Source organism: Parabacteroides sp. AF27-14 (genome assembly GCF_003635425.1).
Classification (GTDB): Bacteria; Bacteroidota; Bacteroidia; order Bacteroidales; family Tannerellaceae; genus Parabacteroides; species Parabacteroides distasonis.
On sequence record NZ_QTLZ01000008.1, the window covers coordinates 141,454 to 165,810 of the forward strand.

Here is a 24,357-nt window from a genome sequence, read left to right on the forward strand (position 1 = left end):
GACAGGTGGACGTCTACCATAAGATATTAGAGAAGTATTGGGGATACCCTGCTTTTCGCCCCTTGCAGGAGGATATTATCCATTCCGTCTGTGCCGGAAAAGATACGCTTGGGCTGATGCCTACAGGTGGTGGTAAATCCATCACCTTTCAGGTGCCGGCCTTGGCGATGGAAGGGATTTGCATCGTCGTCACTCCCTTGATCGCCTTGATGAAAGACCAAGTGGAGAACTTACGCCGGGTCGGCATCAAGGCTACGGCTATTTATTCGGGCATGAGCCGGCAAGAGATTATCACGCAACTGGAGAATTGCATCTTCGGAGGGTATAAGTTTTTGTATGTCTCCCCGGAGCGGCTTAGTACGGATATTTTCCGGATCAAGATGGAGGCCATGCAAGTTTGTTTGCTAGTGATCGACGAGAGTCACTGTATCTCGCAATGGGGATATGATTTCCGTCCTTCTTACCTCAATATCGCTGAGATCCGGGACTTATTGCCGGGTGTTCCGGTATTGGCCTTGACCGCCACGGCTACCCCGGAAGTGGTGAATGACATACAAGAGCGTCTGCGGTTCAAGGAGAAGAACGTATTTCAAAAGAGCTTCGCCCGCAAAAATCTGGCTTATATTGTCCGGAAGACGGAAGATAAGTTAAATACACTCGTTTATATATTAGGAAAAGTTCCGGGTACGGCCATCGTATATGTCCGCAATCGGAAACGCACCAAGGAGATCGCCGTCATGCTGCAACAGGCGGGTATCTCCGCCGATTTCTTCCATGCCGGGTTAAACCGTGACGAGAAAGAACTGCGTCAGGCCCGTTGGAAAAACAACGAGTGCCGGGTAATCGTATCGACCAACGCTTTTGGTATGGGCATCGATAAGCCGGACGTGCGATTGGTCGTGCATATGGATATGCCGGGATCGTTGGAGGAATATTATCAAGAGGCCGGACGCGGGGGGCGTGATGAGAAGAAAGCCTTCGCCGTGGCTCTTTGTTCCTCCACGGATAGCGCCAAGCTAAAGAAACGGCTGGCGGATGAGTTTCCGGACAAGGAGTTTATCTACCGGGTCTATGAGGCGTTGGGTAATTATTACCAGATCGCCGTAGGGTACGGGCTAGATACGGTACACGATTTCTCGTTAACGGATTTTTGTTCCGCTTATAAGTTCTCTTTATTGCAAGCACATCATGCCTTGAAGATCCTTGGGTTATCGGGCTATATCGAGTATACGGAGGAGGTGGACAACGCTTCCCGCCTGATGTTCACGGCTACCCGTGACGAGCTTTACAGGTATTTAAGTGAGAACAAGCGAACGGATGAGGTGATTCAGACAATCTTGCGTTCTTACACCGGGTTATTCGCGGATTATGTTTATATAGATGAGAGCGTAATCGCTACCCGTGCGAGAGTGACGCCTCACGAGGTGTATGAGACCTTGGTAGGTTTATCCAGATACCGGATCGTAAACTACATCCCGCATAAGAAAACCCCGTTGATTATCTATACCCAAACCCGGGAGGAACAGCGATATCTTTCCATACCCCGCTCGGCGTATGAGGAACGCAAGGAGCGTTTCGGGAAACGGATCGAGAAGGTGCTGGAATATATCAACGAGGAGCGGGTATGCCGTAGCCGCATGCTCCTATCCTATTTCGGCGAGGAAGATTCCGCCCCTTGTGGCTGTTGCGACGTATGCCTATCGAAGCATGAATCACAGCTTATGAATTGGGAATTCAACGCTATCCGGGAAAGTCTCATAAAGGTATTGGCCGGGGAATCCCCTATCCCCGTGAAAGAACTTATTGAAAAATTACCTTTCCCTCAAGAGAAAAGCCTCACGGCCATCCGCTTTCTGGCGGATCAAGATCCCCGATTCACATTAAGCGACGGCTATCTATCGCACGAGGATTCAGCAAAATAGCACGATGCCCATCGTAAGCTCCTTAGAATGCCCATTGTTAGCTTGCTAGAATGCCCATCATAAGGAGCTTACAATGGGCATTCTAATAAACCATGTATCACCGCTTATAATTACTCCGATTAGATACTTGTTTTTCCGTCGGGAAATCAGTGGGAACCTTTTGGGTTACCTTGCCGGTAGCGGCCCATTCCGCACCTCTTAACAAGGTGATCTGGAAGCCGGCGCATTGCATAGCCGGACAATTCTCTACCGTTTCCCCCGCATGCCCTAGCATCGTATGGAATATACGGGCATTCCCATAATCAACCGTAAAGATCAACGGCTCCTCACGGCCGGAGCCTCCGGTCTCCTTGTCCGAATAAGCGGTATACAAGCAATCCTTTATATTTCCCGGGCCACGCATACGATCATATAACTCATCCTGCGCATGTTTCCATTTATTCGGCAGCCCCTTCATGATCGGATGCTCATGGTTCCGGGCATTCAGCACATACTCATGTTGCTTGCCATGAGAGCCACCCACGCCCGCCGAGCTATCCTTTATCAACTTACCATCGCTCCAATATACATAGGGTCCCGCTTTCTCATCCCGGTTCTCCCAACCGCCCAAGGCACAAATCTTATTGTATTCCGGCCAGTTCACGAAGGCGTTATCAGCGGCATGATAGATCACGACACCACCACCTCCTCGCACATATTCCAAGAAACGACGGTTTGTCTCTTCCGGCCAAGCATCCCCATTATAATCCAGCACCACCAGCTCGTAAGGACTAAAATCCAAGACAAAGCCGGACATATCCTTCCCCGCCTCCGGAGAGACCGCGAAATCCACGGAGAAGCGTCCCGAGTTCTCCAATATCTGTTTAAGCACCACGTGGCTCACCTGCCAATTATGGTTATTCTGCCCCGTTATTAATAACGTCTTGATCGGCTTACGGGCCGACATGCCACATACAACCAGTAAAGCGGCCAAAAGGAAAACGATCTTCCTACAAAATACATGTCTCATGGTATGAATCAGATTTAAGTAAACAATTGATTATCCGTCTTTATTTATTCATAACAAAGGGAAGCGGCACCGAATAGCCCCGGATTCTCCAGCTTAGAGAAACGTATCTTCAAGTTCTTGATAGAGTTCGGATAAGCGAAATCCTTCAAGTCCTCATACATGCTCTCCTCAAACAACTCATGGGCGGAGGTCACCGAGCCTCCGAAGACGATCATCTCCGGATCTACCGTCAATACCACGATCTTGATAGCGGCGGCCACATGTACGCCCAACTGCCGATAAGCCTCCAGCGCCTGCTCGTCCTTCCGCATCGCACGGGTGTACATCTCCTTCCCATCCACGCCCCATACGTTCATGAAATAGGAACCGCTACAGAAATATTCCAAGATCTGTCCTTGGTAGGGAATCATGCCAAACTCTCCCGAGCCACAATTAGCGTCGGCCAGCAGCTTGCCTTTCTGGATAATTCCACCCCCCAAGCCTGTACCCAAGGTGAGGCCCACGAAGTTATCAACCGTCTTTCCGTCGCCAAAGATACGCTCACCCAAAGCGAAGCAATTCGCGTCGTTATCCACATAAACCGGCACGGAGAAGCGAGCCTCCAAGATCTCCTTCAAATGTACCTCTTCCCAATGCGGGATATTCACTACGTTATATACGATCCCCTTCTCACGATCCACCACGCTCGGCACACCGATACCGATAGCTACCACGCCCTCGTCCCACACGGAACGGATCACCTCTATCAAAGCCTCCAATGTCTCCCCGCAATCCGCGGCGTCCTGGGGAGTCGGGGCGTTCCCCTGAGCCACTAATCGATCCCCTGCGATACGGCCGGCACGCATATTCGTCCCCCCTAAATCCACTCCGATATAAGCGTTTTTCTTGACTACACTCATTCTTTTCACGATATTAATTAGATTATACTCCCACAAAGCTAACAAAAAAGGCAATGCTACGAATAACATTGCCTTTTAAACTGGTAAATTTAATACATCTATGCTTTTTATTTTCCCCGGCGTCAACTCCATCCAGCACGTATACCGACATCGCCTCACGCCTACGTTCGCATAGGCCTACGTCGATATACGTGTGAGGCAATGCCGGTATACGTGTAAGACGGCACCATTATAACTACCGCATCAAGCGAAGAACAAGATCAATAATTGCGCCGTAAGCACCCGCAAAAACATGGTCAATGGGTATACCGTTGCGTAACCTACGGAAGGAGCGTCGTTTCCAGCCGTAGCGTTCGAGTAAGCCAAAGCGGGCGGATCCGTCGTACTACCGGCGATCAAGCCCATTAAGGTGAAATAATTGATCTTATAGAAATAGCGGCCTACACAACCGATGATCAGTAAAGGAACCGTCGTGATAATGAAACCGTAACCGATCCAAGCGAATCCGCCGTTGTTCACGATCGTATCCACAAAACCATCGCCGGCGCTGATACCCACGCAAGCGAGGAAGAGGGTGATACCGATCTCACGCAACATCAAGTTAGCGCTCTGGGTCGTATAGGTAACCAGCTTATAACGGTAACCAAAACGGCTAATCAAGATCGCCACGATCAGCGGACCTCCCGCCAAACCTAACTTAACCGGTTGCGGAATGCCCGGGAACGTAATAGGAATACTACCCAAAACAATACCGAGGGCAATGCCGATAAAGATCGTGATCAAATTCGGCTCGTTCAAGCGCTTCATGGAGTTACCCAATACCTTCTCCACATTCGAGACAGCGGTTTCGGTACCCACCACATTCACACGGTCACCCACTTGCAACGTCAGGCCCGGCGTAGCGACCAAGTCCACGCCCGCACGGTTGATACGGGTGATATTGATGCCATATAATTTACGCAGTTTCAACTGCCCCAGCTTCTTGCCGTTCAACTCTGGTTTCGTGATCAAGATACGGCGGTTGATAAACTGGCTCTCCATACGAATCCATTGCTTGCGCTCCATATCGATCTCCTCGCCGATGAATGTCTTTACGGACTCGGCATCTTGATCAGTCGTGATCACGAAAATCTTATCATCCTCATTCAAGATCGTACCGGCGGAAGCGATCTCGATCTGCTTGTTATCATTACGCCATACACGGGAAATCACGAAATCCAGATGATCCATCAAACCGGATAACTCCCCTACCGTCTTACCGAAAACCGCAGGGTTCTTTACGACCAGCGAGATCGGTTTCGCCTCATTCGTATGCGAGGCATCCTCCTTATTCAAATCGTCATTCTCCTTATCGAAATTCACACGGAATACGTAACGTACGAAAATGATCGAAAGAATAATACCGATCACGCCCAGCGGATAAGCCACGGCGTAACCCAAGGCGATCGTATTATCAGAAACCCCGTACATATCGGAATAAGCCTGCTGAGCCGCACCTAATCCGGGGGTATTCGTCACCGCCCCCGATAAAATACCCACCATCGTAGGCATCGGAATACCTGTCACGAAATGCAATACCAAAGCCGTAGCCACGCCAAGGAAGACAATTCCACAGGCTAGCATATTCAACGTGATTCCCCCCTGCCTAAAAGACGAGAAGAAACCCGGCCCGACTTGCATACCTACCGAATAAACAAATAAGATCAATCCAAATTCCTTAAAGAAATGAATCACATTGTGGTTAACCGTAAACCCAAAATGCCCTAAAATAATACCTACAAACAACACCAAGGTAATCCCAAGCGAAATCCCAAACACCTTTATCTTTCCCAACTGAATGCCGGCGGCAATCACGAAAGATAGTAAAAGGATAGAATGCCCGATACCTTCTCCCCATAATAAATCGTTTATCCAATCCATGCTAAAATCTTTAAAAATCTTATTACCTATTAATAAAGACGCGAAGTTAGGCATTTACTTTGTGTTTTACAACATAACACCTATATTTACCTTTTAAATTAAAATCTCATGAAAAAGATATATTACATTTTATCAGCATTGTTCCTTTGCGTGGTAGCCACCTCGGCGCAAGAAGCTGGAAAAACGGTAGTTATTAAAACCAATGTAGGTACTATGAAGGCCATCCTGTACGATGATGTGCCTAATCACACCCGTACTTTTATCGAACGGGCGAAACGGGGGGATTTCAACGGGACCTTATTCACCCGTGTCCTGCCGGAGTTTATGATCCAAGGAGGAGCCCCGGATTCCAAGAACGCTCCCGCCGGTGCCAAATGCGGCTTTGGCGATCCTTCCGCCGAGATCCTGCCCGAGATCAACGAGAAATATTTCCATAAGAAAGGAGCCTTGGCCGCTCCCCGCCAACCGGACGATGTCAACCCGCAAAAGAAATCGGACATGTCGCAATTCTTTATCGTGCAGGGGAAGGTCTATAGGGAAACCGAACTGGATACGTTAGAGCGTACCGCCAACTATCCGGCCCGGCAAAAGGCCCTGAAGGAGTTTTACGCGCCGGTCCGTGCCGAGTTGAATATGATAAAGATGAGTAACAAACGGGAATACCAGAAGCGATTGAGAATGATCAACGCCCAGATAGACTCCGTTATTCAAGCAACTCCCGGGCATTTGCTATTTACGGACGAGCAACGGAAGGCTTATACCACCGTAGGCGGTTGCCATCATCTGGACGGCACTTATACGATCTTCGGGGAGCTGACGGAGGGGTTCGACGTTCTGGATCAGATCGCCACCCAGCCGAAAGACCAGAATGACCGTCCGAAGAAAGACATCCGCATCCAAAATATAACGATCGAATAATTCACCACTCCTATGTTAAAGAGAGATTTCATCATGGTACAGATCGAGGAACTGGGCAAAGTGATCGCCCAGATCATCTTCAATCGTAATTCCAACGATGGGGCACGCAAGAACCCCGAGTTAATCCAATCCGTCTACACATCCTTAAAACTGGATAACGATTTCTTGCTGAACACGCCTATCGACGGCATCCGCACTTATCTGGACGGTGATGACTCGTGTGGCCTCCAACGCATGGAACTGGCGACCAAGACCTTGCTGGAAGAAAGTTTCCTTTTGCCGGAGGCGCAAGGTAAAAAACTCCGGGCAAGAGCGAAAGAGCTATTGGAATATATCCAACGCAACGACACTACGTTCTCATTGGAACGAGTGGCGTTGCTGGAAGAGATAAATAACTATTGAATTGATTGCGGATCGGTGGTAGGGCCTTCCACGACTAGAAGGCCCTTCTCATCGATTCGCATTTTATCGATGAATACGACCCGCTCATCCCCTGTCTTCTGGGTACGCCCGTGATAAACGCAATACATTTGTTTTCCGTCCTTCGACCAAGTAACGCTATTATGTCCGGTACCCGTGACGATACCGCCTTTTTCCACGTTCTTCTCCAGCACCGGATTATTAGATGCCTTCTCAAACGGTCCTAACGGATGTTCGGACACGGCATATCCCACCGCATAATTTGCCCCGCCAAAATAATTAGCGGAATACATCATATAATACAAGCCGTTGTGACGTAGCATGAAAGAGCCTTCCGTCCAACGACGTCCGACCTCCCCTTTGGTAACCGAGCGACTTTCCCATTCACTTTGCGCATCATCCAATTTTACGGGTGGACGCAGCAGAAGTACGGGTTCCCCAATCACGTGCGTAAGATCCGGAGCGACCTCCACCCCGTAAATCCAGCTTTCCTCAACGGAGTCGAACATGCCTTTCTTCTTTGCCTCATCGGCGATCTCGCTTTCTACCGGATGCTTATAGCAACAACGGGAATAATAGAGATAGGTACGGCCATCCTCATCCTCGATCAAGTTTCCGTCGATTACAGGATATCCCGGATCGAACAAAGGAGCATCGGCCAATTCCTTAAATGGTCCGGTCGGCTTATCCGACACAGCTACGCCGATACGGAAATTTTCCTCCTCGTTGGTCGGATTCTTCCGCCAATCCGCGCTGAAGAACATATAGAACTTCCCGTCACGCTCGTACACTTCCGGCGCCCAGAAATTAGCGATTGCCCAAGAATCGGGCGTATTGCCCCGATAAACCTGCCCTTCCGACTTCCAATGGATCAAATCATCGGAAGAATAGGCGCAAAAACCGTCTACAGCCCCGGCACCGGTACCATACATATAATAACGTCCGTCCGAGGCCAACAATACGTATGGATCGCCAAACTGGACCGACAAAGGATTACTGTACGTTAATTCCGGCTCTTCCGCAGCAGACTTCTTTCCCGTACAACCCGCATTCAAACACATAAGAACTCCCAGACAAAGGGATATTCCTATTTTCATACCACTTTTCATTTTTCTTATTTATTGGATTCTAAATTATACACTCCTTCCGCACAACGTTCCCCGTCGATGGCGGCGGATACGATTCCTCCCGCATACCCCGCTCCCTCACCGCAAGGGAAAAGACCTTTTACCGTGACGTGTTGATAGGTATCCCGATCACGGAGGATACGAACCGGAGCGGATGTACGGGTCTCTACGCCGATCATGGTTGCCTCGTTGGTCAAGAAGCCTCTAGAGACCTTACCGAAATAACGGAAACCTTCCCGCAGGCGACTGGTCACGAATTCCGGCATCCAAAAATGCAACGGAGAGGCCAGCAGACCCGGCGTATACGAGGAAACCGGTAAATCGAAAGAGTTCTTCTTCCGCATGAAATCATCCATGCGCTGGGCAGGAGCCGTTTGCTTCATGCCTCCGTTTAGCCAGCAGACCTCTTCCAGACGTTCCTGAAAGGCCATCAACGCTAATGGGGAATCCGCATCCACCTTCTCGCCATTCCGAAGATAAAGCTCCTCCTGCCCTACCAGTTCGGAATAATCTTCCGGACGGATCTCTACCACCATCCCTGAGTTAGACCAGCGGGAACCCCGGTTGGAAGGCGACATTCCATTTACCACGACCTGCTTAGGTCCGCTCGCCGCAGGAACCACGAAACCTCCCGGACACATACAGAAGGAATAGACGCCCCGGTTATTCGCTTGCGTCACAAAACTATACTCTGCCGCAGGAAGATATTTCCCACGACCTTCTTTCCGATGATACTGGATTTGGTCGATCAATTCCTGAGGATGTTCCAGACGAACACCGACCGCGATCCCTTTCGCCTCGATCTGGATCTGGCGTTCGTATAAATAGTTATAGACATCACGGGCGGAATGGCCGGTAGCTAAGATAACAGGCCCGTAAAAGCTCTTTCCCGTATTCGTCTCGATGCCGATCACCTCGTTCTCTTTCATGATAAAAGCATCCATACGGGTCTCGAAATGTACCTCACCTCCGCATCGCTTGATTTGCTCCCGGATATTCTCGATCACACGGGGGAGCTTATCCGTTCCGATATGCGGATGGGCATCCGCCAAGATAGAGGGACTGGCCCCAAACTGGCAAAAGATATTCAGTATCTTATCTACCGAGCCTCTTTTCTTGCTACGGGTATACAGCTTTCCATCAGAATAAGCGCCGGCACCGCCCTCACCGAAACTATAATTTGATTCTCCGTTCACCTTATGCTCACGACTGATCAAGGCGATATCTTTCTTGCGTTCCCGCACGTCCTTACCTCGCTCGACGATGATGGGGCGCAAACCTAACTCTATCAAGCGCAAGGCAGCGAACAGACCTCCCGGACCGGCTCCTACGACGATCACAGGTTTCCCTGCCGAGACATCTTTATACTCTATCGATTGATATTCCGGCTCGCTGGGCATCTCGTTCATGAAAACACGCAGTTTCACGTTGACAAATATCGTTCGCTGGCGTGCGTCTATCGAACGTTTCAATACACGTACGGCCCGGATATTTTTCGGAGCCTCACCCGTCTCACGGGCTACAACTTGCCTTAGCGATTGCTCATTAACAGCCTCTTCCGGCAATATCCGGAGTTGTAATTCTTTTATCATTGTTTATTATATATTAACCGAATAGTTGCCGAAAGGCTTCCTCCACTTTCTTTACCTGTACGATTTGAATCTTGCTCTTCGCCGTATCGAAACCTTTTAGATTATTATGCGGAATGATAATCCGGGAGAAACCCAGCTTCTCCGCCTCCAAGATACGTTGCTCAATACGGTTGACCGGACGGATCTCTCCGGACAAGCCTACCTCTCCGGCCATACAAACACCCGGCTCGATGCTGATATCCAAGCTAGAGGAAAGGATGGAGCTGATTACCGCCAAATCGATAGCCGGATCATTCACTTTCAAACCTCCGGCGATATTCAGGAAAACATCTTTCTGGATCAACTTAAAACCCGCCCTTTTCTCCAATACCGCCAATAACATATTCATTCGGCGTAAATCGAATCCGGTGGCGCTACGTTGCGGCGTACCGTAAACCGCCGAGCTGACCAAGGCTTGCGTCTCGATCAAGAAAGGACGTACCCCCTCGATAGCGGCGGCGATGGCGACACCGCTCAGTCCCTCATGATTCTGGGTTAATAATAACTCGGATGGATTGCTGACCTCACGAAGCCCGTTCTGGCGCATCTCGTAAATCCCTAGTTCCGCCGTACTGCCAAAACGGTTCTTGATGCTCCGCAGGATACGATACATATAATGCTGATCGCCCTCAAACTGCAACACCGTATCCACGATATGCTCCAATACCTTCGGACCGGCGATACTGCCTTCCTTATTGATATGGCCGATCAATAAGACCGGGACACCGCTTTCCTTGGCGTATTTCAAGATAGCGGCGCTACACTCACGTACTTGGGAAACACTGCCGGGGGAAGATTCCACGACTTCCGTAAAGATGGTTTGTATGGAATCTATGATCATCAAGTCCGGCTGGATATTGGCCGCTTGCGTAAAAATCTGTTCCAGATGTGTCTCGCATAAGATGAAACAGTTCGGATTATCATGCGATAATCGGTCCGCCCGGAGTTTCAACTGGCGACTGCTCTCCTCGCCCGAGACATATAGGGTTTTCAAGCCTGTCAAGCCCAACACGGTTTGCAAGACCAAGGTGGATTTTCCGATTCCCGGCTCTCCCCCGATCAAGACCAAAGAGCCTTTCACCAAGCCTCCGCCGAGGACCCTGTTTAATTCATCATCTTTTAAATCGATACGGGCCTCCTCTTCCGTCGTTATATCACGCAATAACACCGGACGGATCTTATTGCCCTCCATAATACCGGGAACTGGCCGCTTCACGGCAGGCTCCTTCGTTACGATCTCCTCCACATAGGTGTTCCACTCCCCACAATTCGGGCATTTACCCAGCCATTTCGGGGAATCAGCGCCACAGTTAGAGCAGACATATACGGTTTTTGTTTTCGCCATTCTATCTTGAATTTGGCGTAAAGATACAAAAAACTACTTTTCCCCTACTACAACGATCTTCTTTCCGATACCGCAGCCCTTCTTAATTTCCGGGCTACCTTTCTCCTTATACAAGAATCCGCGGAACATACCGCCACTGTTATAAGGCATGGCGATATTTCCTAGTTTATCCACGGCGATCAAGCCGCCGTTGCCGGCGTTCGTATTCAATTCCGTATGGATGATATAATCTGCCGCTTTCTCTACGCTTTCCTTAAGGTATTTATAGCGGGCACACACATCGAACGCTACCGCATGACGGATAAAATACTCGCCATGCCCCGTACAGGAGACGGCGCAACTGTTATTATCCGCATACGTTCCCGCCCCGATCACGGGCGAATCACCGATACGCCCCCAACGTTTCTTGAACATACCGCCGGTACTGGTCCCGGCCGTTAAGTTTCCTTGTTTATCCAGAACGACACAGCCTACCGTACCGTTCTTCTTACTTTCTTGCTTTAACTTATCGATCCACCCCATCGTCTTGGGCGTAGCGAAATACATATTGTCTTCTACCATTTCCAAGCCTTGTTCCTTGGCGAACTCCTCGGCACCGGCTCCGCTCAGCATGACATGCGGAGATTTTGTCTTTACGGCATAGGCTGCATTGATCGGATGCTTCACGTGTTTTAGGCCAGCTACAGCGCCTGCGCTTAAATCCTTGCCTTCCATGATGGAAGCGTCCAACTCAAAAGTTCCCTCCGCCGTACAAGTAGCACCAATTCCGGCGTTAAACAACGGATTTCCCTCGAAGTAATTGATTACGGCCATCACCGCTTCCGGCCCCTCGCCTCCCGCAGAAAGGACCTTATCTCCAATCATTAAAGCGGAGTCCAATGCGGCGTAATATTGAGCCGACTTAACCGGATCTTCCTCCAATCCGGCCATCGCCCCCGCACCACCATGTACCACGATTACATACTCCCGGTCTTGCGCAAAAGCAATGGATGACACCATCAAAGCCGTCAAGGCTATCATTTGTTTTAACATGCTATTATATTTAATCATTTATACAATGTTCAAAAATAGAACAAATATCTGAATTATCTTAGAGACATAGACTTATTTCCCGATTTTTATCCGTACATTTACTTCGAACGGTAATCTCTTAAATAATAACATTATGGAAGAATACATCGATTCTATCATAAGAGTGGGAAAGATATTGATCGGAAGCATAATGGTCGTGTTCGTACTCTGGTACATCGTAAAGGATATTGTCAAGGCTTATGGGAAAGATTCCCATGAGCCGGATTAAAAAAAGTGCCGTGGCAATATGACCACGGCACTTCTCTTTATTATATCATAGAGAGCTATTTCATTCGTTCGTATACCATACCGGTCCCGGCTGGCTGCCCATGACGAACTCCAATGTCGCCCCGCTCATGATTTGCTCGTGGGTGATATAACTCTTATCATAAGGTTGTCCGTTCAGCTTCACGGATTGGATATAAATATTCTCCGCAGAGACCTCGGGAGCCAAAACCGTAAAGGTCTTGCCATTACCTACATGCATCTTCACTTCCGGGAACAACGGGGAGCCGATCTCATATTGGCCACTGATCGGATCAACCGGGTAGAATCCCATGGCGCTAAACACAAACCAAGCGGACATCTGCCCACAGTCCTCATTACCGCAAATACCGTCCGGGGTATTCAGATACAAATCATGTAATACCTGAGCCACGTATTTCTGAGTCTTCCAAGGCTGGCCGACCTTATTATATAAGTAGATCACATGATGGCTCGGCTCATTTCCATGCGCATATTGACCGATCATGCCTGTACTAAAGATAGGCAATTCCTCATCCGATTTGGGGACATAGGTAAACATACTATCCAATTTCTCGGCGAAACGTTCCTTACTTCCTACCAATCCGATCAAACCGTCCAGATCTTGCGGCACGGACCAGAAATATTGCCAACCATTGCTCTCGCAAATATCTTCCGTATAATCATCGGGGCTGAAATTAGCGGCAAAGTTTCCTTTCTCATCACGAGGCTGCATAAAGGAAGTTGCCGGATTGTACACATTATGATAATTCTGTGAACGTTTAAAGAATTCGTCGGCAATCTCTTTCTTACCCATCTTCTCGGCCATCTTAGCGATGCAATAATCATCGTAGGCATACTCCAAGGTCTTCGATAAAGACCAGTTCTCCCATTTTTTCGGATCGCTATAAGCCGGTACGTAGCCCAACTTCTTATAATCGCCGATACCCCGATAGTCATCCCGGTTGGCTGTCGCTATACAAGCCTCCAGCGCTTTCTCGGCATTGAAATCACCGATACCTTTCAGATAAGCGTCTACGATAACGGGCACCGCATGATAACCGATCATCATATTCGTTTCCCAGCCATAAAGGTTCCATAAAGGCAAAGCCCCGTTCTGCTCATAGAACTTCAAGAAACCCTTGATCATATCATTCGCCCGTTCCGGCTCCGTATACGTAAACAACGGATGGGAGGCACGGTAGGTATCCCATAAAGAGAAAGTAGAGTAATTCGTCCATCCGTCCGCTTTATGGATTTGCTGATCCGGGCCGTAATAAGAACCATCCACGTCGCTATAGATCGTCGGGGCGATCATGGAATGATACAAGGCCGTATAGAATTTCACCATATCGTCCGTATTCCGGCTTTTCACCTCAATCTTGGAAAGCTGTCGGTTCCAATTCGCGCTAGCCTGCGCTTGATAGTAATCGAAATCATCCTTCGGGGCTTCCGCACGCAAATTCTTTCCCGCTCCCTCCATGCTGACGCCAGAGATTCCGGTCGTGACAAGGATTTCCTCATCCTTCTTCGTATTGAAATCGAAACGGGCCACATAGGCCGTACCGATCCAACCTTTTTCCTTGGTCACGATAGAAGTCGTATCCATATGACAAGCCACGAAAGGCTTAGAGAAACGGGTCTCGAAATAAACATGCTGCAAGGGAGACCAGCCTTGGGATAGGCGGTATCCACGAATCGTCGTAGAGTCTACCACCTCGATCTTGGAATCCAAGGTAAAGTCCCAATTCATCGCCTTCTTCAAGTTCAAGAATACCGAAGCCTCGGCCTCCGGGAAGGTATACCGCTGGATACCGCAACGCTCGGTAGCCGTAAGCTCCACGTTAATGTTATAATCCTTCAGCAATACCCGGTAATATCCTGCGGAAGCCGCCTCGTCATTATGCGAGAACGTGGAGTAAATGCCTAACGGCGCAGGGGCCTCTTTATAAGGACGGGTCACGGGCATAAAAGAGATATCGTATAAATCGCCTGCCCCCGTACCGGAAAGGTGCGTATGGCTAAAGCCGGCGATCGTCGTATCCGGATAGAAATACCCCGAGATGCGATCCCAACCCGGCAAACCGTTATCCGGGCTCAATTGTACCATACCAAAAGGAACTTGGGCTCCCGGGTAGGTATTGCCGGTAAAATCCGTACCGATCATGGGGTTCACATACTGCGAGTAATCCGCCTCCTGTTTCTTTTCAGGCGTGCAGGCCACGAGTGCCAGCAAAGAGACCGCCAATATAGACATGTGCTTCATGTTATGCAATTCGTTTTGAGTTTGAGCAAACATACATAAATTATTTCGAAAGAGAAACAGTTTACGGGGAAAACTTTCTATTTTCATCGGGGTGAAAATCTTTTTTCATTATGATGAGAATCTTTTTTCATCAAGGAGAAAATCTTTTTTCATCAAGACGAGAATTCGGTGGAATCCTTTAACTTTGTACAAAAACTACGATAACATGGAAGATAAAACATCAATACCACGCTATGACTCTTACAGCTTGTCTAGGAATGGGTGATGAGGAGATCATCCATCTATTACCCGGAACATTCAAGCCCTCAAATGCGTTGATCGTAGGTCTGCGCTCATAGGACGAGGGTATGAAGGAACGGCAGAAAGAATTAGGTATAAAAGGTTTATCTCCGGAAGAAGTGGCGGCTGATAGTTCGCTTATCCTCGAATGGCTGAAAGGGACAGGTGCTTCCAAGGTTGTCATCCATTTCGATATGGATGTCATTGATCCGGCGGATATGATAGCCGGGGTCGGCGTAGAACCGAACGGGATGAAAATAAACGAGGTAGTACGTGTCATCAATGACATTGCGTCCGAATGCGATCTAGTAGGACTTACCGTCGCCGAACCTATGCCACGGATAGCGATTAAGCTTAGGAATATGTTGAGTCAATTACCACTGTTAAAAGCTTAAGTAATCAGATTGCCGTTCCGGTATTCTGATGGTGAGACTTTCAGCAATCGTTGCACGTAACGGCTGAAAAAAGACAAAGAAGAGAAATTCATATTGTCTGAGATTTCTTTCAATGTCAGGTTCTTGTCTGAAAGCAAGTGGGTAATCCGGGAGATGGTGAAACGGTCTATCCAGTAATTAGCTGTAAATCCGCTTGCTTTCTTACAAACTTCCGTAAGGTATTTAGGCGTAATGCAGAGCCGTGAAGCGTAATAGGATACTTCCCTGTGGTTTCGATAATCCCCCGCTTTTAGCAGATTTATAAATCGCTCCATCAACACGGCATTTTGTTCCGATACAGAAGGAGATTCATAAATTCGTGCATGGAAATCGTAAAGGTCGAGCACGAAAGTTTTAGCCAAACAACCGATTAGTTCGTCATGAAAACGATGCGTATGGTCCGTCAACCGTCTGCGGATAAGTTCAATATCTTCCATAAATATCCGCTGTTCTCGCTCTGTAAGCGACATGATCGGGTTACGGAGTAGTGTCAACTTTCCTATCACGTCATAATCATTTCGAGGGATATTCTTGAATGAAAAACTGTTCGAGATATAAAGTACCGTTACCTGAAAATCGTCGCTTATCTCTATCTTAGATATAAGTTCATTATGAGTAAATATAACGCAATCCCCTTTCCTCATCCGAAACCATTCGCCCGTCATCAGGAATGAAGCTTCACCCTCACGACAAAGCGCATGTGTACAATACCGGTCAAAACTCCCGGAAATCATATCATCGAGGTTGTCAGCAAATAGGATATCCGTATTCATAATCAGTTCTCTTGTTTATAGAGTAAAGATACAGAAAAACACGATATAAAAATAAAATCGAGACTCTACAACCGAAAAAAATGAAAATAGCACCGACTTTTATTTATCGTCATATCCGCTTATCAGACATAACTTTGCGACCACAATTTAAAATAACATTACGATGAACAAAACAGTAAAATTGAACAACGGCGTAGAAATGCCGATCTTGGGTTATGGTGTATATCAAATAGCCCCCGAGGAATGTGAACGTTGCGTATTGGATGCTATCAGCGTAGGCTATCGCTCCATCGACACGGCACAAGCGTACTATAACGAGGAAGGTGTAGGCAAAGCCATAAGTAAATGTGGCGTACCTCGCGATGAATTGTTCATCACCACAAAAATATGGGTGACCAACGCCGGAGAGGAAAAGGCGAAAGCCTCCATCGATGAGTCTCTGCGCAAATTACAGACCGAATATGTTGATCTTCTGCTCATTCACCAGCCTTTTGGCGACTATTATGGAACATATCGTGCCATGGAAGAGGCTTACCGTGCAGGAAAAGCCCGGGCCATCGGCGTAAGTAACTTTTACCCGGACCGTTTTATCGACCTAGCGGAACATGTAAAAATAAAACCCGCAGTGAATCAAGTGGAAACACACGTCTTCAATCAGCAAGTGAAAGCAGAGGAAATCATGCGGGAATATGGTACACAAATCATGTCATGGGCCTCTTTCGCAGAAGGGCGCAATAACTTTTTCACGAACGGGATATTGACGGGAATCGGACAGAAATATAATAAATCCGTGGCGCAAGTCGCCTTGCGCTTCCTCATCCAACGCAACATAGTCGTTATCCCCAAATCCACGCATAAAGAACGGATGGCAGAGAACTTCGACGTATTCAGTTTTGAACTTTCGGAACAGGACATGAATGAAATCGCGAAGTTAGACAAAGCCCAAAGCCTGTTTTTCTCACATTATGATCCGGAATTGGTACGGTTCATATTGAGCCTAGAGAAAAACAGATAAACAAGGCCTACACAAAAAGAGGCGTAATCCATATGGGATCACGCCCCTTTTATATTACATTATTATAACTTTCGGGATTTATTCCTCATTATTATCTTCCTCATTCTCATTCTCCTCGTCTTCTTCCTTTGGGGCTTTCTTCACGAAGAACGCACTCAACTCATACAAACCGTAGAGCGGTAAGAATACGATACTTAACGTAAACGGATCACTACTTGGAGTGATGAACGCCGCACCAACTAACAAGCCGACAACAGCATGCCGTCTGTATTTATGAAAGAACGAGCGGTTTAGCAGCCCTATCTGAGATAATAGCCAAGATACCAATGGCATCTCAAATACGATTCCCATCACGAATATCAACATCAAGAAGTTATCCATGTAAGAATCAAGGGATACCTGTTCCGTAATGGCGGCACTCAACTCGTAAGTCGCCAAGAAACGTAGTGTCATCGGGAACACCAAGAAATAACCCACTGAGCATCCGATAAAGAACATTATCGTTCCGAACAAGAATACCCAACGTACATTTTTCTTCTCATTCTCGTAGAGAGCCGGACTTACGAACTTCCAGATCTCCCACATCAAATAGGGGAAAGTCAATAATAACGCCAGCCAGAAAGAACTTGTCATATGCGTGAAGAACTGGGAAGCCAGTTTGATATTGACAATGTTCACATGGAACGTATCATTACAAAAGTCCGGGAGAAAAGAAAAATGAGAACTAATCTTACACATTTCCCGATAGACGATGAAATCGGAGCTACACGGGGCCATCACGACATTATCGAACAGCCACGGCATTACCGAGAACCCGGCTATAGCAAAAACAAAGAGCGCTAAAACAGAACGAAATAAAGTCCAACGAAGTTCTTCTAGGTGATCCCAGAATGACATTTCTTCTTGTTGCATCTTCCTTTACTTCTTTTCCGTATCGTCTAATTTGATATCGTCTTCCAAACCTTTTACACCGTCCTTGAAATTCTTCACACCCTTACCGATACCTTTCATCAGCTCAGGAATTTTCTTTCCACCGAAAAGTAACAACACAACAATGGCGATGATCACGATCTCGCCAGTACCTAAGTTTCCTAAAAATAGTAATTCATTCATGATATTATAATATTAGTCATTAATATTCTCGTTTCTATGGGGGCAAAGATACAATTTGTAATGAATAGTAGCCTCATTATTCCAAATTTATTACCTTTGCACCGTCTTAAAAAACTGAAATTAGAAAAAAATTAGAAAGATGAAAGCGTACGTATTTCCCGGTCAGGGGGCACAGTTCGTAGGTATGGGCAAAGACCTCTACGATAATAATCCTCTTGCTAAAGAGATGTTTGAGAAGGCTAACGAGATCCTTGGTTTCCGTATCACGGATTTAATGTTTGCCGGAACAGACGAGGATCTGAGACAAACCAAGGTTACTCAACCAGCGATCTTCTTACACTCTGTCATTCTCGCGAAAACATTAGGTGATCAATTCCAGCCGGATATGACCGCAGGTCACTCATTAGGAGAATTCTCTGCCTTGGTAGCTGCCGGAGCATTGTCTTTCGAGGACGGCTTGGTATTAGTTTCCAAACGTGCCATGGCTATGCAAAAGGCTTGCGAGGCAACTCCCTCTACAATGGCCGCCGTATTAGCCTTGCCGGACGCAACGGTTGAGGAAATTTGTGCAAGCATCAAGGACGAGGTAGTGGTTTGCGCTAACTATAATTGCCCGGGCCAATTGGTAATCTCCGGTTCTATCCCCGGTATCGATCAGGCTTGCGAGAAGTTATTGGCCGCAGGCGCTAAGCGTGCCTTGAAGTTGAAAGTAGGTGGAGCGTTCCATTCTCCATTGATGGAACCGGCTCGTACGGAGTTGGCTGCCGCTATCGAGGCTACGACGATCAATAAACCTTCTTGCCCGGTTTACCAGAACGTAAGCACGAAAGCCGAGACTTGCCCGGAAACAATTAAGGCTAACTTGATCGCACAGTTAACCGCCCCGGTACGTTGGACCCAAAGCGTACAAAACATGATCGCCGACGGTGCCACTCATTTCATCGAGTTAGGCCCGGGTGCCGTTCTTCAGGGATTGGTTAAAAAGATTAATAAGGAAATGACTACGGAAGGTATGCAATAATTTACCTTTCAATGTAATAGGATAAAAGTCCGAAAAGGATGGAGAGTGATTTCCCTCGTCTTTTCCGGACTTTTTTATATACGATGATGATTCGAAAAGATCTTGAATGCTAAACTAATCAAAGGCCAACGTTGTTTTATACTATAAACACAATTCAGAATATAGAAAATGGAAACAGTACAACAGAAAAATAGGATTATCCTACTTTGGCCGGATGGAGCGCCCACTAGTAATGGATTGGCCGGCGTAGAATTGGAAGATGCCCCGAATGCCATATCCAATATATCGAATCCTTCCTTATTGGTTTATCCGGCGACGAAGCCGAATGGCAAGGCGATCTTGATGTGTCCGGGTGGCGGACTTTCCAAGATTTCGATCGGACATGAGGGGCGTGATATGGCCGCATGGTTTAATGCGCAAGGTATTACTTATGCCGTATTGAAATACCGGATGCCGAACGGACATAGGGAAGTCCCTCTGGACGATGTTCGCCAAGGTCTCCGCATCCTCCGTAATTACTCGGAAGAGTGGAAGATTACGAAGGTCGGTGTCATGGGTGCCTCCATTGGCGGTTATATCGCCGGGCATGCCGCAATATTCGGGGTAGACGACGCACGTCCGGATTTCCAAATACTCCTTTATCCGGTTATCAGTATGCTACCTCATTTAACGCACCTTAAATCGAGGGAACGGCTATTAGGAGCGAATCCCACGCATGAGGAAGAGGAAGCTTTCTCTCTGGAATTACACGTAAACTCACTGACACCTCCCGCTTTTATAGCGTTGGCTTCGGATGACGAGGCGATTAGCCCGGAGAATAGCGTGCTTTATTATCTCGCTTTGCTAAAGAACAAGGTGTCCGCCTCCTTGCATATTTACCCAAAGGGCGGCCATAGTTTTGGGTTCCGGGACAACTTCGTATACAAACGTCAATGGACTGACGAACTGGAGAAATGGCTAAGCACGATTGAATAAGAGACTCGGGTTAAAACCCGAAGTCTCCGTGATCCTCGTCCGCTGCTTCCTCCTCCGTTCCTTTTATATAAATAAAGTCATCTCCCTGACGGATGCAAGAAGAGACTGGTATTTTCTCACTTAAACGTTTCAAGGCTTCTTGATCTTTCACGTAAATCAAGGCTTGATAATCATCGGCCTTCCTATCTCCGACGAACCAGACTCCCGTGAACGGGCAATCTTCCAGCAATTCAGCCAAAGACGTACTGGCGCTTGAGACAGAGATTGGACCTCGCAAATATTTCACCGCACCCGAATAAGGGGAACGAATCCCAAGTATCTCCGGAATTTGAGGAGCCTCCTTACCATCCATCGGTAAATAAAGACGGATCAATTCGTCTACCGCATCCTTAGCGGCCGAGGAATCGGAAGAGAAAACCACCGATACATACTTATTCCCTACCACGGCTTGTAACTGATAGGGAGATAAACAATCAATACATCCCAAGGCATCAGTCCGTTCGCATTTAAATATATGCAAAGAGTAAATACCAAACGCATCCTCGGGGCTAGGCATCTCGTAAATCTCTAGGGTATAATCCTCTCCTTTGTAAACGACATCTCTTGCCGTTAACCGGGAAACGCCATACTCCAAAAACTGCTCGGCCCCTCCATTCATGAAACCATAAAGCCCGGAACCGGTAAATACACGCTCCCGCTTTACCTGTACCCCATCCTGTGCCCATAACAGAACCGGAAAGCAAAGAAAGAGACAACAACGTATCAAACCTCTCATAAATCAATCTCCTTTAAATCCACTTTACTTCGGTCGGCAATCCCGAGCTTTATCTCTTCCGCCAATTCCAAGAAACGCCGGCTACCGGGCTTTTCCTGTTTTTGTATCCCCTCCTCGATCCGCTTAGCGAGTACCATATCGAAACCGACACTATCCACGGCTACCGCATCCGAGCCGAGCAGCAACGCATTGTATTGGCAAATGAACCGGGGATTGGCCTCCGGGCCACCCTCAAAACAGCCTTTCAGCGCATCCACGATGTTCAATACCACCTTATCACGAAGAGGCGGGAAAGCACAAGCATAAGCGCAGGTCTCATGCCATAATTCTTTATGAAGCCTGCTCGTATTCGAGATAGATCCGAACGCTAGGTTCTTCATGCAGGAAGTGATCGAGACTCCGGCGTTTTTCAATACAGGGATATTGATGATCTTAGTCACCATTTCCGTACAGATCTTAGAGAAATAAGACTCCTCTCCCGAGTTAATCATATAGGGCATCGTGTAGGCATCGTATTCCTCCACTATAGCCGCCCGGAAATATTGGCTGCGGTCGATACGGTTCTCTCCGTAATACTTTCCATCGGCATCGATATAACTACCGTTCTCGTCTTGATATTCCGTTCCAAGTATACGGATACCGGGATAATTCTCCTCCGTAAAGCCGGACTCTTTTAAATCGACCTCACGACGGTCCCAAATAATAAGATTCTTCCGGGGAATACCTGCCTCCTCCAATTGCTTGATAACGGATTGGGTGACCGCATGTGAAGTAGACAAGAGCTTTCCCGCTATCGGATTTACTTTCAAGCCAATGACATCTTCCGGCCCGACGAAGCGCAGCCAAGCCGCTTTCAGATCACTCTCGCCGGTCAGATATAACATTCCGGATTTAAGCATCTCGTAGGCTACAGCCTCAGATGGTTTACCATCCACGACACAATGGGCGGAATTCATCTTGACTACTTTTCCGGGGTATTTACCCGGCATAGAATATTCGTTACGAGGAATAGCCAATGCCTGTTTCACATTGGTTTGGGGCTTCATTTTCTCCGAAGCCAAAGAAGAGGCCGCTTTCGCCACGGGAGTAAGCGCCGCCCCTACACCGCCTAAAGCGATAGATCGAAAGAAGTTACGTCTTTTCATGGGGATATAGGTTCACATTATATTCGTACCAAAGATAGTGAAATATATCCATAAAAAACGGTGCCACACAAGTAAATGCGTGACACCGAAAAAGTATATATAAAACAGACCAAGCAGGTTCGCTATTTAGCGTTCCACCAAAGTGGAGTAGTCGTCAAGTCCGGGCCGCCCAAAAGCTGGAGAGCTTGCGCATAACCCGCTTGATTATTCGTTTGGATATTCGCCGGATAACGATAACGTTTCGGGTAGAAATCCCAACGGCATTCCTTAGAGGTAGCGACCGTCAAAGGAACTTGATTCAATGGATTGTAATCCTTCTCTACCGCTTGGTTCTCGAAGAAAGGAAGACCTAAACGACGATGATCGCTCCAAGCCTCTTCCGGCAACCAAGGAACTTGCGCTATATATTTCTGGGTGATAATCTTCGTCAGAGCGTCATTATTATAAGCGCCATTCCGGTAGATCGAGTTATGGGGATATTCATACGTACGGCTTTTTACCTCCTTCGTATATGGGTCCGTATAACGGATCGTATACGATTTCGCCTCTGTCGTATGGTCGAAAGCGACGGAAGTACCTACACGGTTGTATTTCTGAGACGATAGGTAATCACCGACTTGGCTCAATAAGCCATGATACTCAAAACTAGCCGTAACACCAGACTCATAATTGGATTTAGCCGTTCCCGGAACTTTCCAGCCTTTCACCGCAGCCTCCGCCAATAAGAAGTAACTTTCCCACGGGCCGAAGAAGACACGCTTATTGGTGCTCATTCGATATTGTTTCGATATAGAGGGATAATTATAATTCTTACCTGTCAGCTCACTTACCAGACCGGCTTTCACGTCCCATTCTCCGGCGACCCAAGTGCCCCACGTATATTTCGGATCGATCGTCAACATATTCTGGGTATTATCCGCCGGATTCTTCAAGTGAACCGGCTTCACCTCGCTGGCCGCACCGATATAATCGGAATAAACCACACCATCATCCCAGCCCACTACACTAAACAACTTCGGGGCACGGGGATCTACATATTGAGGTATACCGTCGAAATAGAAACCGGCGCACGGATCATTCGTCGTCAGCGGGAAGTGCTGGTTCAAATATAAACCTTGATAATCGTATGGATTCTTCAAATGGCTTTTTAAGGAGTCCGGCAACGGAAATTCCTGTCCACCCAAACCAACTACCAAGTTCTTAAACGTCACGGACATCGCCTGCCCATTCCAAGGACGAGACATCACGCTCGTCAGCTCATCCCAACCCTCTTTCTCCTGCACGGAAGCGATATCGGTTGGCTCGGAAATAAATGTCTTAGAGGCGGCATCCTCAAATTCCGCTTTCGCTAAGGCAGGATCGACAGCCGAGATACGCATCGCCAAACGCATACGCAAGGAGTTGGCGTACTTCTTCCATTTCGCAACATTTCCCGCATAGAAAGCATCCTCGTTAGCCATAGCGGACATATCCAAGGAGGGGTCTAACGCAGACTCAGCTTCCCGTAATTCTTTCAATATAAATTGATAGATAGCCTCTACACTATCGTACTCAGCCGGTACACCGGAGAAAGCGGCCAACGCAGGGATCGGCCCGAAACCGTCAGCTACTTCCGAGTTCAAATAAGCACGCCAGATACGGGACATCTGGATCACGTTCTTATAATAAGGATAGGTATCCGCCTCGCCATTGGCAACCATCTGCTCTCCTAACTGGATCGCTTTGGTCACTTGATTCAGCCAACCTACGGCGTAATCATTACTCAAGTAGATCGTACTATAATCATTGTTATCCGTACCGATCGTAAAACCACTTCCCCTATTGAAACGGGAAGCACGGTCCCAGTACAAGATAAAGATACGCTCGGCTATCTCTGGGTTCATCTGGTCTCCCATGATAGAGGCATTCAGGAACCATTGGGGCTTCACCTTATCCTCTCCCACAAGATTCGGGTCCTCATTGATCTCCTGAAAGTCATTACAGGAAGAAAGAAGAGCAGCCACCGATACCAATCCGGTAAAAAGTATATTTCTTGTTTTCATCTTCATCATTTTTA

At 47.6% G+C, this 24,357-nt stretch carries 21 protein-coding genes and 1 pseudogene; 8 read left to right on the plus strand and 14 right to left on the minus strand.

Going from position 1 to position 24,357, the window contains the following annotated elements:
• Positions 1 to 5 precede the first annotated feature (5 nt).
• On the plus strand, positions 6 to 1,922 hold the full coding sequence (locus tag DWY79_RS10630) for an ATP-dependent DNA helicase RecQ (protein WP_122144158.1): 1,917 nt from the start codon (positions 6 to 8) through the stop codon (positions 1,920 to 1,922).
• A 97-nt stretch (positions 1,923 to 2,019) separates the two neighbouring features.
• Here the strand turns inward: DWY79_RS10630 and DWY79_RS10635 are convergent, their stop codons facing one another.
• From DWY79_RS10635 to DWY79_RS10645, 3 genes are all read right to left on the minus strand, one after another.
• The gene (locus DWY79_RS10635) at positions 2,020 to 2,931 is read right to left on the minus strand and encodes a ThuA domain-containing protein (protein WP_008774180.1); all 912 of its coding nucleotides are present in this window, start codon (positions 2,929 to 2,931) and stop codon (positions 2,020 to 2,022) included.
• Positions 2,932 to 2,975: 44 nt separating this feature from the next.
• Positions 2,976 to 3,830 carry an ROK family protein gene (locus tag DWY79_RS10640; protein ID WP_122369344.1) on the minus strand — a complete coding sequence of 285 codons (855 nt, stop codon included), beginning with the start codon at positions 3,828 to 3,830 and terminating at the stop codon, positions 2,976 to 2,978.
• Positions 3,831 to 4,073: 243 nt separating this feature from the next.
• Positions 4,074 to 5,750 (minus strand): putative transporter, encoded by a 1,677-nt coding sequence (locus tag DWY79_RS10645; protein ID WP_008778112.1) that lies wholly within the window; start codon positions 5,748 to 5,750, stop codon positions 4,074 to 4,076.
• Positions 5,751 to 5,858: 108 nt separating this feature from the next.
• Between DWY79_RS10645 and DWY79_RS10650 the strand changes: the two genes are divergently transcribed.
• Positions 5,859 to 6,668, plus strand: a complete 810-nt coding sequence (locus DWY79_RS10650; protein WP_005866181.1) for a peptidylprolyl isomerase — start codon at positions 5,859 to 5,861, stop codon at positions 6,666 to 6,668.
• Positions 6,669 to 6,680: 12 nt separating this feature from the next.
• Positions 6,681 to 7,070 (plus strand): hypothetical protein, encoded by a 390-nt coding sequence (locus tag DWY79_RS10655; RefSeq protein WP_005866180.1) that lies wholly within the window; start codon positions 6,681 to 6,683, stop codon positions 7,068 to 7,070.
• Here DWY79_RS10655 and DWY79_RS10660 read toward each other — a convergent pair.
• From DWY79_RS10660 to DWY79_RS10675, 4 genes are read right to left on the minus strand one after another with little or no spacing between them, the layout of a single operon-like run.
• Entirely contained in the window at positions 7,064 to 8,185 is a 1,122-nt protein-coding gene (locus tag DWY79_RS10660; protein ID WP_233563965.1) for a glycoside hydrolase family 43 protein, read from the minus strand. The genes DWY79_RS10655 and DWY79_RS10660 overlap by 7 nt on opposite strands.
• Before the next feature lie 17 nt (positions 8,186 to 8,202).
• Positions 8,203 to 9,807, minus strand: a complete 1,605-nt coding sequence (locus tag DWY79_RS10665; RefSeq protein ID WP_008774174.1) for an NAD(P)/FAD-dependent oxidoreductase — start codon at positions 9,805 to 9,807, stop codon at positions 8,203 to 8,205.
• Positions 9,808 to 9,820: 13 nt separating this feature from the next.
• Positions 9,821 to 11,191: a DNA repair protein RadA gene (gene radA, locus DWY79_RS10670; protein ID WP_005858247.1), complete on the minus strand. Its 1,371-nt coding sequence runs from the start codon at positions 11,189 to 11,191 to the stop codon at positions 9,821 to 9,823.
• 33 nt (positions 11,192 to 11,224) lie between these two features.
• Positions 11,225 to 12,223 (minus strand): isoaspartyl peptidase/L-asparaginase family protein, encoded by a 999-nt coding sequence (locus DWY79_RS10675; protein WP_122369332.1) that lies wholly within the window; start codon positions 12,221 to 12,223, stop codon positions 11,225 to 11,227.
• 133 nt (positions 12,224 to 12,356) lie between these two features.
• Between DWY79_RS10675 and DWY79_RS23300 the strand changes: the two genes are divergently transcribed.
• Positions 12,357 to 12,491, plus strand: a complete 135-nt coding sequence (locus DWY79_RS23300; protein WP_005858250.1) for a hypothetical protein — start codon at positions 12,357 to 12,359, stop codon at positions 12,489 to 12,491.
• A gap of 60 nt (positions 12,492 to 12,551) precedes the next feature.
• On the opposite strand, the gene DWY79_RS10680 is transcribed toward DWY79_RS23300, so the two are convergent.
• Entirely contained in the window at positions 12,552 to 14,858 is a 2,307-nt protein-coding gene (locus DWY79_RS10680) for a GH92 family glycosyl hydrolase (RefSeq protein ID WP_121962593.1), read from the minus strand.
• 137 nt (positions 14,859 to 14,995) lie between these two features.
• Between DWY79_RS10680 and DWY79_RS10685 the strand changes: the two are divergent.
• Positions 14,996 to 15,445 (plus strand): annotated as a pseudogene (locus DWY79_RS10685) (arginase family protein); the annotation flags it as partial.
• On the opposite strand, the gene DWY79_RS10690 reads toward DWY79_RS10685, so the two are convergent.
• Positions 15,442 to 16,257: an AraC family transcriptional regulator gene (locus tag DWY79_RS10690; RefSeq protein WP_034532280.1), complete on the minus strand. Its 816-nt coding sequence runs from the start codon at positions 16,255 to 16,257 to the stop codon at positions 15,442 to 15,444. The pseudogene DWY79_RS10685 and the gene DWY79_RS10690 sit on opposite strands and share 4 nt — an antisense overlap.
• A 163-nt stretch (positions 16,258 to 16,420) precedes the next feature.
• Here DWY79_RS10690 and DWY79_RS10695 point away from each other — a divergent pair, with 163 nt between their 5' ends.
• A complete protein-coding gene (locus tag DWY79_RS10695; RefSeq protein WP_048928369.1) occupies positions 16,421 to 17,272 on the plus strand; it encodes an aldo/keto reductase in 852 nt (283 codons plus the stop codon).
• A 78-nt stretch (positions 17,273 to 17,350) separates the two neighbouring features.
• On the opposite strand, the gene tatC is transcribed toward DWY79_RS10695, so the two are convergent.
• A complete protein-coding gene (tatC, locus tag DWY79_RS10700; RefSeq protein WP_008774168.1) occupies positions 17,351 to 18,184 on the minus strand; it encodes a twin-arginine translocase subunit TatC in 834 nt (277 codons plus the stop codon).
• Between the two features lie 6 nt (positions 18,185 to 18,190).
• The gene (locus tag DWY79_RS10705) at positions 18,191 to 18,385 is read right to left on the minus strand and encodes a twin-arginine translocase TatA/TatE family subunit (protein WP_005858259.1); all 195 of its coding nucleotides are present in this window, start codon (positions 18,383 to 18,385) and stop codon (positions 18,191 to 18,193) included.
• Between the two features lie 139 nt (positions 18,386 to 18,524).
• Here DWY79_RS10705 and fabD point away from each other — a divergent pair, with 139 nt between their 5' ends.
• Positions 18,525 to 19,406: an ACP S-malonyltransferase gene (gene fabD / locus DWY79_RS10710; RefSeq protein WP_005866160.1), complete on the plus strand. Its 882-nt coding sequence runs from the start codon at positions 18,525 to 18,527 to the stop codon at positions 19,404 to 19,406.
• Between the two features lie 168 nt (positions 19,407 to 19,574).
• Positions 19,575 to 20,381, plus strand: coding sequence for an alpha/beta hydrolase (locus tag DWY79_RS10715; protein WP_044545812.1), 807 nt, complete (start codon positions 19,575 to 19,577; stop codon positions 20,379 to 20,381).
• Positions 20,382 to 20,391: 10 nt separating this feature from the next.
• Here DWY79_RS10715 and DWY79_RS10720 read toward each other — a convergent pair whose 3' ends face one another.
• From DWY79_RS10720 to DWY79_RS10730, 3 genes are all read right to left on the minus strand, one after another.
• Positions 20,392 to 21,156 carry a DUF6599 family protein gene (locus DWY79_RS10720; RefSeq protein WP_122369333.1) on the minus strand — a complete coding sequence of 255 codons (765 nt, stop codon included), beginning with the start codon at positions 21,154 to 21,156 and terminating at the stop codon, positions 20,392 to 20,394.
• Positions 21,153 to 22,301, minus strand: coding sequence for a DUF362 domain-containing protein (locus DWY79_RS10725; protein WP_122369334.1), 1,149 nt, complete (start codon positions 22,299 to 22,301; stop codon positions 21,153 to 21,155). The genes DWY79_RS10720 and DWY79_RS10725 overlap by 4 nt, the downstream gene beginning before the upstream one ends.
• 122 nt (positions 22,302 to 22,423) lie before the next feature.
• Positions 22,424 to 24,343, minus strand: a complete 1,920-nt coding sequence (locus tag DWY79_RS10730; protein WP_122369345.1) for a SusD/RagB family nutrient-binding outer membrane lipoprotein — start codon at positions 24,341 to 24,343, stop codon at positions 22,424 to 22,426.
• Between the last annotated feature and the right edge of the window lie 14 nt (positions 24,344 to 24,357).